This window comes from Nocardia aurantiaca (assembly GCF_009708175.1).
Classification (GTDB): domain Bacteria; phylum Actinomycetota; class Actinomycetes; order Mycobacteriales; family Mycobacteriaceae; genus Nocardia; species Nocardia aurantiaca.
Genome location: NZ_WMBB01000018.1, coordinates 97,306 through 108,829, shown reverse-complemented (window position 1 = coordinate 108,829; position 11,524 = coordinate 97,306). Strand labels below are relative to the sequence as shown.

Annotated in this window: 1 protein-coding gene (cut by a window edge); it reads left to right on the top strand. The window is 70.9% G+C overall.

The window, feature by feature from the left end; genetic code table 11:
- The first annotated feature begins 34 nt into the window (after window positions 1-34).
- A protein-coding gene (locus GLP40_RS30245) for a non-ribosomal peptide synthase/polyketide synthase (protein WP_154791430.1) crosses the window boundary here: on the top strand, window positions 35-11,524 show its 5' portion. It continues 6,642 nt past the right edge of the window; only the first 11,490 of its 18,132 coding nucleotides appear in the window; the start codon lies at window positions 35-37; its stop codon lies off the right edge, out of view.

The window sequence follows — 11,524 nt, the reverse complement described above, 5'->3', positions numbered from 1 at the left end:
TGCCCGAAACCGTTGGTCGACATAGCAATTCGCCATGACAAGGGAGGCTCTGGTGCAGGGTACGGACTCGAGTGATCTCGGACCGAGTGAAGTTCAGTCGTCGGATATCTCAGCGCCTTTTCCCCTCGGACCCGCACAGATCGGCGTCTGGTACGCCCAGCTGCTGAACCCTGACGTCCCGCTGACCATGGCCCAGTACGTCGACATCGAGGGCGATTTCGACGTCGACCTGCTGCTCCGGGTATCCGAGGACGGCGTGCCGATCTGGCGCACCTCCCAGCTGCGCTTCACCGAGATCGACGGTCAGCCCGTCCAATACATCGACCCCTCCGCCGGCCACAACACCACGCTGATGGACCTGCGCGCAGCGGCGGATCCCATTGCGGCGGCGCATGAATGGATGCGGTCGCAGATCGTCGAGCCGGTGAACGTGCTCACCGATGGCGAGAAGCTCTTCGCGCCCACGCTGATCCGGGTCGCCGACCAGCGCTGGTTCTGGTTCGTGCTGGGCCACCACATCGTGGGCGACGGCTATGCCGCCATGAACACCATGCAGTGGTCGGCCCGCCGCTACACCGCCCTGCGGCGCGGTCTCGAACCGGAGACAGTGAAGGTCGGCACGCTGCGGGAACTGGTCGAGTCGGAGCTGGCCTACCGCGAGAGCAGCCGCTTCCTGACCGACCGCGCGCACTGGGCCGAGCGCACCGCCGGCCTGGAGGGCGGCACCACCCTCAAGGGTCGCGCGGCCCCGCCCCACGCGGGCAATCTGCACTACGGCGCACCGCTGTCCGAGGACCTGCAGCGGCGGGTCGAAGAGGTTGGCGCGCAGCATGATTCGGGCCTGGCCGGGGTGATCGTCGCGGCTTTCGCGGCCTATCTGGCCCGGCTCACCGGCAAGGACGAGGCGGTGCTGAGCCTGCCGGTGACGGCCCGCACCACCGCGATCATGCGGCGCTCGACGGGCATGCTGTCGAATATCGTGCCGCTGCGTGTCCCGGTCCGCGAGGACACCACCTGGGGTGAGCTGCTGACCTCGGCGCGCGTCGAGATCTCGGGCGCGCTGCGCCACCAGCGCTATCGGCACGAGGACATCCACCGCGATGCCGCGCTCCAGGGCGGGCCGGTGTCGCGGGCGCTGTTCGGCCCGATGGTCAACATCATGCTGTTCCATCCGGAGCTGGAGTTCGGGGATATCAAGGCGCGCTTGCACCTGCTGTCCACCAGCCCCGTCGAGGACCTGAGCCTCAACCTCTTCTACGGGGAGAACGACCGGATCCGCGTCGATCTCGAGGTGAATCCGAACCTCTACACCAGAGCCGAGACGGTCCGGCACCACCGGCGCTTCCTGAAATTCCTGGAGCGGCTGGTCGCACTGGATTCCGCCGAGCGGCCCGCGACGGTGGACATCTGCACCGAGCTGGAGCGCGATGTGGTGCTGCGGCTGTGGAACGACACCGCGTACCCGCGAGACGCCGCGGCCACGCTGGTGTCGATGTTCGACGAGCAGGCGGCCCGCACGCCGTCGGCCATGGCCGTCCGTTTCGCCGGTGAGCCCGCCCGTGACCTCGGCTACGGCGAGTTCGCCGAGCGCGTGAATCGGCTTGCCCGCCATCTGATCTCGCTCGGTGCGGGCCCGGAGTCGCTGGTCGCCCTGCACCTGCGCCGGTCGCCGGAGCTGGTGGTGGCCATGTACGCCGTGCAGGCCGCGGGTGCGGCCTATGTGCCGCTGGATCCGGATCACCCGGCCGAGCGCACCGCGCACATCCTGAAGACGGCCGCGCCCGCGCTGGTGCTGACCACCTCGACCGATCGCCCCGAAACCGATGTCATAGCACTGGATCTGGACGAGCTGGGCGGCGACGCGCTGGCCGGATACTCGGCCGCGCCGCTGACCGACGCCGAGCGCCGGGCGCCGCTGCGCCCGGACAACACCGCGTACGTCATCTTCACCTCGGGCTCCACCGGACGCCCCAAGGGCGTGGCGGTGACCCATGCCGCCATCGTGAACCGCCTGGTGTGGATGCAGCAGACCTACCGGCTGGCCGAGACCGACGTGGTGCTGCAGAAGACGCCCGCCACCTTCGACGTGTCGGTATGGGAGTTCTTCTGGCCGCTGCAGATCGGCGCGACCCTGGTGCTCGCGCAGCCCGACGGCCACCGCGACCCCGCCTACCTGCACGCCGTGATCGCCGAATACGGCGTCACCACAGTGCATTTCGTTCCCTCGATGCTGGACGCGTACATCGCCGAGCTGGAGGGGGAATCCTCGCTGGTTCGCGGCGCGAGCGCGGGGGGACCGAGCGGAGCGGAGGAAGGGGAGAACGAGACTTTCGGCGCCGCGCCCGGAGCCGAGCGGAAGGCGACCGAACTCCGCCGGGTCTTCGCCTCGGGTGAGGCGCTGCCGGCCCGGACCGCCCAGCGGCTGCGCGCGCTGACCGGCGCCGCCCTGCACAATCTCTACGGTCCCACCGAAGCTGCGGTCGATGTCACCTTCCATGAGGTGACGGCCGCGGACACCGTTTCCGTGCCGATCGGCGCACCGGTGTTCAATACCCGGCTGTACGTGCTCGACGCGCGGTTGCGGCCGGTCCCCGTGGGGACCCCGGGTGAGCTGTATCTGTCGGGGGTTCAGCTCGCCCGGGGCTATGTGGCGCGGCCGGGGTTGACGGCCGAGCGCTTCGTGGCCGATCCCTTCGCCGGCGTCGGCGGTGCGCTCATGTACCGCACCGGCGATCTGGTCAGCTGGACCGACAATGGTGAGCTGGAGTACCTGGGCCGCACCGATTTCCAGGTGAAGGTGCGCGGTCTGCGCATCGAGCTCGGCGAGATCGAGTCGGTGCTGGCGGCCGTGGACGGCGTTTCCCGCGCGGTGGTGGTCGTGCGCGAGGACCAACTGGTGGCCTATGTGGTCGCGCCCGCCGAGACGGACGCGACCCGCCTCAAGGCCGCGGCGGCGCGGGCATTGCCGGGATACATGGTGCCGAGCGCGTACGTGGTGCTGGAAGGCTTGCCGGTCAACGCCTCCGGCAAGCTGGACCGGGCCGCGCTGCCCGAACCGGTCCGTACGGCGGCGCGGTACGAGGCGCCGGCCACCGTGACCGAGCAGGCCGTGGCCCGGATGTTCGGCGAGGTACTGGGCGCCGCCGAGGTCGGCCGCACCGACGATTTCTTCGCCCTGGGCGGTAACAGCCTGGTCGCCACCCAGGTCGCGTCGCGCCTGAACGCCGAGCTGGGCTGCCATCTGACCGTGCGCGAGATGTTCTCCGCCACCGGCGTGTCCGAGCTGGCCGCGCTGGTCGACGCCCAATTCCTGGACGCCGACGCGGATTCGCGCAGCGCGGTCGCCCTGGTGCGGCGGGAGCGCCCGGAGTCGCTGCCGCTGTCCCCCGCGCAGCAGCGCATCTGGTTCCTGAACCGCTTCGACACCGGCAGCGCCGGCTACAACATGCCGTTCGTGGTGCGCCTGCGCGGCGAGGCCGACGAGGCGGCGATGCGGGCCGCGCTGGCCGATGTGCTGGATCGACACGAGGTGCTGCGCACCGTATTCCCCTCGACGACAGCGGGTTTCGCACGCCAGGAGGTGCTGCCGGTCGCGGCGGCGGCGGAGCCGGTGGCGCACGAGGCCTGCGATGCCGATGATCTGGACGTCCGGTTGCGGGAGTTCGCGTCCCGCGGCTTCGACCTCGAGCACGAGATCCCGTTCCGGGCAAGATTGTTCGCCGTGACCGGCGCGGTCGCCTCGGATTGCGGCCTCGGCGGTCCGGCAGTGGTGGACGCGGCCGAACCGGATGTGCCCGAGTTCGCCATCGCCATCGTGTTGCACCACATCGCCGCCGACGGTCTGTCGCTCCCGATCCTGGCGCGCGACCTCATCACGGCCTACCTTGCGCGCTCCGAGGGCCGGGCCCCGGCCTGGCAGCCGCTCGCGGTGCAGTACGCCGATTACACGCTGTGGCAGCGGGATCGACTCGGTGCGGCCGACGATCCGGACTCGTTGCTGTCGCGGCAGCTGGACTTCTGGCGGCAGACCCTGGCCGGCGCGCCGGATCTGCTGGAGCTGCCGGCCGATCGCCCTCGCCCGGCGACGGCCACCGGCCGCGGCGCCAAACTCGATGTCGAACTGCCCGTCGAGTTGCATACGCGCGTTGCGGAAACGGCTCGCGCCGAGGGTATTTCGACCTTCATGCTGATGCACGCCGCGCTGGCGGTGCTGCTGTCGCGCCTGTCCGGCCAATCCGACATCGTCATCGGCACCCCCGTCGGTGGCCGCGGTGCGCGCGAACTCGACGATCTGATCGGCATGTTCGTCAATACGCTGCCGCTGCGCACCGAGATCGACGGCAGGCTGAGCTTCCGCGAACTCGCGCATCGGGTCCGCGACGCCGATCTCGCGGCCTTCGCGCACGGGGATGTTCCCTTCGAACAGCTTGTCGAGGTATTGAATCCGGCGCGCTCGCAGTCCCGCCATCCGCTGTTCCAGGTGGCGCTGTCGTTCACGGCCACCGGAGACATCAGCCTCGAACTGCCCGGGCTGCTTGCCACCACGGGTACGCTGGACACCGAGGTGACCAAATTCGACCTGTCGGTCGCGGTCACCGAAAGCTTCGCCGGTGCCGGTCCCGGGGAAGGTCCGGCACCGGCGGGGATCCACGCGGAGTTCGAGTTCGCGGTGGATCTGTTCGATCCCGCCACCGTCGAGGTGTTCGCGCACCGCTATGTGCGCCTGCTGGAGGCCATCACCGCCGATCCGGCCGTGATCGTGGATGCCCTGCCGCTGCTGTCCGACACCGAATACACCGATCTGACAACCCGTTCCGGCGCAGCGGTGGACTCGATCCGGTTGCTGCCGGAGCTGATGGCGGCGGCCGTGGCGGCCGCTCCGGACCGGCTCGCCCTGGTCGAGGGGGACGTCGAGTACACCTACGCAGAACTGGACGCGACGTCGAATCGCCTGGCGCGGCTGCTGATCGAACGCGGTCTGGGCACCGAGGATCTGGTGGCCGTGAGCCTGCCGCGGTCCGTGGAGTACATCGTGGCGGTCTGGGCGATCGCGAAGACCGGCGCCGGATGGGTGCCGGTGGACCCGGCCTACCCCGCCGAGCGCATCGCGTACGTGGTGCGGGATGCGGGTGCCGTGCTCGGCCTGACCGTGCACGCCGTGCGGGACTCGCTGCCGGACACGCTGGCGTGGCTGCTGCTCGACGATGCCGAACTCACGAACGCCTGCGCGGCTTTCCCGGCCGGCCCGATCGCCGACGCGAACCGGGTGCGCCCGCTGCGCGCCGACAATGTCGTGTACTCCATCTACACCTCCGGTTCGACCGGTCTGCCCAAGGGCGTCCTGGTCACCCACACGGGTCTGTCCGGTCTCGCCGAGGCGCAGTACCAGCGCTACCGCGGCGCCGCCGACGCGCGGGTGCTGCAGGTCACCAGCCCCTCGTTCGATATCTCGGTCGGCGAGCTGCTGCTGGCTCTGCGTTGCGCCGCCACCCTGGTGATCGCTCCGACGGGTGCGCACATGGGCGAGGAGCTGGCGGAAGTCATTCGGGCGCAACGGGTGACGCACGTCGTCATGACCCCGTCCGGTATCGGCACCATCGATCCGTCCGATGTTCCGAGCCTGCGTCACATCGCGGTGGGCGGCGAGGCGCTGTCGCCGGAGACGGTGCGGCGGTGGGCCGAGGCCGGGCGCGACATGGTCAATGCCTACGGCCCCACCGAGACCACCGTGGTCGTGAACATCACCGAGCCGCTGGCCGCGGGCCGGCCAGTGACGATCGGTCATTTGGTGCCGGGGTCGCGGGAGTGGATCCTCGACGACCGCCTGCGGCCGGTGCCGGTCGGCGCGATCGGTGAACTGTATGTGGCGGGCCTGCCGGTGACGCGCGGCTACCGCGGTCGCCCGGCCCTCACGGCGGGCCGGTTCGTGGCCTGCCCGTGGGCGCCTGGCGAACGCATGTACCGCACCGGCGATCTGGTGCGCTGGACTGTCGGCGGCGAGGTGGAGTACCTGGGCCGCAACGACTCTCAGGTGAAGCTGCGCGGCTTCCGCATCGAGCTCGGTGAGATCGAGGCGGCGCTGGCGGCCCTGCCGCAGGTGCGCACCGCCGTGGTAGTGCTGCACAACGACGCCGTGCGCGGCGACCAGTTGGTGGCCTACCTGGTGCCGGTCGCGGAGGGCCTGGACGTGGCCGAGGTGCGGACGGCGCTGGCGGGCCGGTTGGCGGCGTACATGATTCCGGCCGCCTTCATGGTCCTCGACGCCGTGCCGATGACCGTCAACGGCAAGCTCGACTACCGCGCGCTGCCCGCGCCGGTCTTCGCCGCGCGGGAATTCCGCGCTCCCGCAACGCCGATCGAGATGCTGGTGGCGGAGGTCTTCGCCGAGGTGCTCGGCCTTGCCCCCGCCGACGGCGCACCCGCGGACACGGCCGGCGCCTCGGAGCTGCTGGCCGCGACGGCGCTGGCCGGCCATTCGGCGGCCGCGGCGGCGACCCCGAGCGCCTCGGTGGCGCAGCAGCTTTCGGCCGAGCCGGCCGCCGCCGGAGTCGGTGCGGACGACGACTTCTTCGAGCTGGGCGGCAACTCACTGGTCGCTACCCAGGTGGCGGCCAGGCTGGGCGCGGCGCTGGATACCCAGGTGCCGGTCCGGCTGCTGTTCGAGGCGTCCAGTGTCGCCGAGCTGGCGGCCCGGCTGGCCGAGCTGGCCGGGTCGGGCGGCCGGGCGCCGCTGGTGGCGGGGGAGCGGCCCGAGGTGGTGCCGCTGTCCTACGCCCAGCAGCGCATGTGGTTCCTGAATCGCTTCGACAACAGCTCCATCGCCGACAACCTGGTCGCCGCCATCCGGCTGGACGGTCCGCTGGACGAGGCGGCGCTGGCGGCGGCGGTCACCGATGTGGTGGGGCGACACGAGACGCTGCGCACCGTGTACCCGGCCGTGGACGGGGTGGGACGCCAGCTGGTGCTGCCGGTCGAAGCGGCGGGTGTCGCACTGGCGTCGGAGCAGGTGCAGGCCGCCGACCTGGAGGCTCGGATCTTCGGGCTCGCGGTGCTGCCGTTCGCGGTGGATGAGCAGGCCCCCGCGCGGCTGACCCTGCTGCGGGTCGCGCCCGAGACCCACGTGCTGGTGCTGGCTGTGCACCACATCGCCGCCGACGGCTGGTCCATCGCGCCGCTGACCCGGGATCTCATGCTGGCCTACGCGTCCCGGCGCGGCGGCGCGGCTCCGCGGTGGACGCCGCTGCCGGTGCAGTACGCCGATTACACCTTGTGGCAGCGTCAACTGCTGGGTGCCGAGGACGACCCGGAATCGTTGCTGGCGGACCAGATTCGCTTCTGGCGTGCCGAATTGTCCGGGCAGCCGGAGACTTTGGAACTACCCGGCGATCGGCCCCGTCCGGCCGTGGCGACCCGCCGGGGCGCGCAGTACCGCTTCGCGATATCCGCCGAGCGGCACGCGCGCCTGCGGGAATTCGCCGAGGGCGATCGCGCCACCCTGTTCATGGCGATGCACGCGGCGTTCGCGACGCTGCTCGCGAAACTGTCCGGCACCAGCGACATTTCGATCGGCTCGGTCGTCGCGGGCCGTGGCGAGCAGGCGCTCGACGATCTCGTCGGCATGTTCGTCAACACCCTCGTGCTGCGCACCGAGGTCGCTCCGCACCGGTCCTTCCGGGAGCTGCTGGCCCAGGTGCGCGAGGTCGATCTGCGCGCCTTCGCGCACGCGGACGTGCCGTTCGAGCGGCTGGTCGAGGTGCTCAGCCCGATGCGCTCGCAGGCTCGGCACCCGCTGTTCCAGGTGGCCCTGGATCTGCAGAACACCACGCAGACGACGCTGGAGCTGGACGGTCTGACGGCGTCACGGATCGATCTGGATCCCGGCATCGCCAAGTTCGACCTGCAGCTGTCGCTGGTGGAGGACAGCGCGGCGGACGGGCTCGACGCCGTGTTCACCTATGCCACCGACATTTTCGACGAGGCCACGGTCGCGGCCTTCGCGCGCCGGCTGGATCTGGTGCTGGACGCCGTCACCACCGCCCCGGACCGCCCGGTCGGCGATATCGACCTGCTCACGGCCGACGAGCGGTCCCGGGTGCTGACGGACTGGAACGACACCGTCCACGACATCCGCGCGGCGCTGCCGGTCGGCGATTCGGGCGAGACCGTCCCCGCGACCTTGGTCGCCCTGTTCGACGCGCGGGCGCTGACCTGCCCGGACGCCCCCGCCGTCGAATTCGAGGGAACCACACTGTCCTACGGCGAGTTCGCCGACCGCGTGCACCGTCTGGCCCGCAAGCTGGTCGAGTCCGGCGTGGGCCCGGAATCCCGGGTGGCGCTGGCTATCCGGCGGTCCACCGAGCTGCTCGTGGGCATGTACGCGATTCTCGCCGCCGGTGGCGCCTATGTGCCGGTGGATCCGGACCAGCCGGAGCAGCGCACCGATTACGTGCTCGACGCGGCGGGCCCGGTGATCATCCTGACGACCGGCCGGGACGGATTCACCACGGCGCGCGACATTCCGGTGCTGGAGATCGACGCCCTCGACCTCGACGGCTACGCCGCCACCCCGCTCACCGACGCGGATCGCCGTGCGCCGCTGCGCGAATCGAACGCCTGCTATGTCATCTTCACCTCGGGCTCGACCGGTCGTCCCAAGGGCGTGGCGGTGTCACACGCCGCGGTGGTGAACCGCCTGGTGTGGGGTCAGGCCCAGTACGGCCTGACCGCCGCCGACGTAGTGCTGCAGAAGACGCCGTTCACCTTCGACGTGTCGGTGTGGGAGTTCTTCTGGCCCCTGCAGATCGGCGCCCGCCTGGTGGTAGCCGCACCGGACGGCCACCGCGATCCCAAGTACCTGGCCGACATCATCGCCCGGGCGGGCGTGACCGTCGTCCACTTCGTGCCGTCCATGCTGACCGTATTCGTCGCAGAACTCGAGATCGCCCATCACAGTGGGCAAGCCGCGAACGCGCCGGAGCGAAGCGGAGGCAAATTGAACACCGTGTTCGCCTCCGGTGAGGGCCTGCCCGTCGGCACGGCCTTCAAGCTGCGCGAGCTCACCGGTGCGCGCCTGCACAATCTGTACGGCCCGACCGAGGCGGCCGTCGAGGTCACCCACCACGAGGTCGTGGACACCGACACCGCGTTCGTCCCGATGGGCCGCCCGGTGTGGAACACCCGGACCTATGTGCTGGACGCCCGGCTGAACCCGGTGGCGCCGGGTGTCGCGGGTGAGCTCTATCTGGCGGGCGATCAGCTGGCCCGCGGCTACCTGGGCCGGCCGGACCTGTCCGCGGACCGCTTCGTGGCCAACCCGTTCGCGGCGGGCGAGCGCATGTACCGCACCGGCGACCTCGTCACCTGGAATGCCGACGGCGAGCTGATCTATCTGGGCCGCACCGATTTCCAGGTGAAGCTCCGCGGTCTGCGCATCGAGCTGGGCGAGATCGAGGCGGCGCTGCTGGCGCAGCCGGGCGTCGCCCAGGCGGTCGTGGTGGTGCGCTCCGACCCGCACGCCGGCGAAGCGCGGGGAGGCGGAGCGCAGCTGGCCGGGTACCTGCTGCGCGATCCCGGCGCCGTGATCGATCTGGACGCGATCAAGATGGCGCTGGGCGCCACCCTGCCGGGTTACATGGTTCCGGCCGCGTTCGTGGTGCTGGATGCCTTCCCGGTCAATGCCTCCGGCAAGCTGGACCGCGCGGCGCTGCCCGCCCCGGTCTTCGAGACGGCCGTCTACCGCGCGCCCGAGACCGTGGCCGAGGAGGTGGTGGCCGGCGTCTTCGCGGATCTGCTGGGCGCCGACCGGATCGGCGCGCACGACGACTTCTTCTCGCTCGGCGGCAGTTCGCTGGTCGCCGCGCGCGTCGTGGCCCGGGTGGGCGCGGCGCTGGACGCCGAGCTGTCGGTGCGCGACCTGTTCGACGCCCCGACGGTGTCCGGGCTCGCGGCCATCGCTGAGGCCCGGTCGGGCAGCGGTACGCCGTTGCCGCTGGTCGCGCGGCCGCGCCCGGAGCGGGTGCCGCTCTCGGATGCCCAGCGCCGCATCTGGTTCCTCAACCGCTACCACGCCGGTGAGGCCGGTATGGGCTCCGGCGCGGCCGCGGACAATATTCCGCTCGTGCTGCGGGTGTCCGGCCACCTGGATATCGCGGTATCGAATGCCGCGCTGCGGGACGTGGTTTCGCGCCAGGAGACGCTGCGCACCATCTACCCGGACGGCCCGGACGGTCCCGAGCAGCAGGTGCTGGCGACCTCCGACGCGGCGCTGCTCACCGAGCGGGTGGCCGCGGACGAGGTGGCCGGCCGAGTGGCCGCCATGATCGGCATGCCCTTCGACCTGACGCGTGAAACGCCCTTGCGCGCAGCACTGTTCAGTCTGTCCGAGACCGAGCACGTGCTGATGCTGGTGGTCCACCACATCAGTGCGGACGGGTTCTCGCTGGGCCCGCTGGCCGTCGACTTCATGACCGCGTACCAGGCCCGCCGCGAGGGCGGCGAACCCGCCTGGACGGCGCTGCCGGTCCAGTACGCCGACTACACCCTGTGGCAGGCCGAGCGCCGCGGTGACGACGCCGACCCGCGGTCCCTGGCTCACCGGCAGCTGCAATTCTGGCAGCGGCGCCTGGCCGGGCTGCCCGAGCAACTGGAACTGCCCGCGGATCGGCCGCGTCCCGCGGTGTCCACCCAGCGCGGCAGTGAGTTCCGCGCGGTGGTCGGCGCTGATGTGCACGCGGGACTGCGTGATCTGGCCCGCGCGCACGACGCCACCCTGTTCAGCACCGTGCACGCGGCGCTGGCCGTGCTGCTGGCCCGGCTGTCGGGGACCACCGACATCGCCATCGGAACGCCGGTGGCCGGGCGCGGGGAGCAGGCGCTCGACGGTCTGGTCGGCATGTTCGTCAACACGCTGGTGCTGCGCACCGAGGTCGATCTGCGAGCCGGTTTCGACATCGTGCTGAAGACGGTGCGCGAGGGCGATATCGAGGCGCTCTCGCACCCGGATGTGCCGTTCGAGCGGCTGGTCGAGGTGCTGGCCCCGGCCCGCTTGCCCAACCGCCACCCGCTGTACCAGGTCGCGCTGTCGTTCCAGAATTACGAACTGCCCGCGCTGGAACTGTCCGATCTGCGGGTCGCGCCGGAGCCGATCGACATCGCCGTGGCCAAGGTCGATCTGCAGTTCACCGTCGCCGAGACCTTCGACGCGCAGGATCGACCGGCGGGCCTGACCATCGACATCACCTATGCCACCGACCTTTTCGACGCGGTGACCATCGTGCGGCTCGCCGAGCGGTTCGAGCGGGTGCTGGCGGCCGTGGTCGCCGAGCCGGGCCTGACCGTGGAGGCGCTGCCGCTGCTGTCGCCCGCCGAATACGCCGATCTGACCACTCGCTCCGGCGGCGCCGTCGAGACCGGCCGCCGGCTGCCGGACCTGATGGCGGACGCGGTGGCGGCGCGCCCGGATCACGTCGCGCTGGTCGACGGGGACCGCGAGCTCACCTACCGTGAGCTCGACGCGATCTCGAAT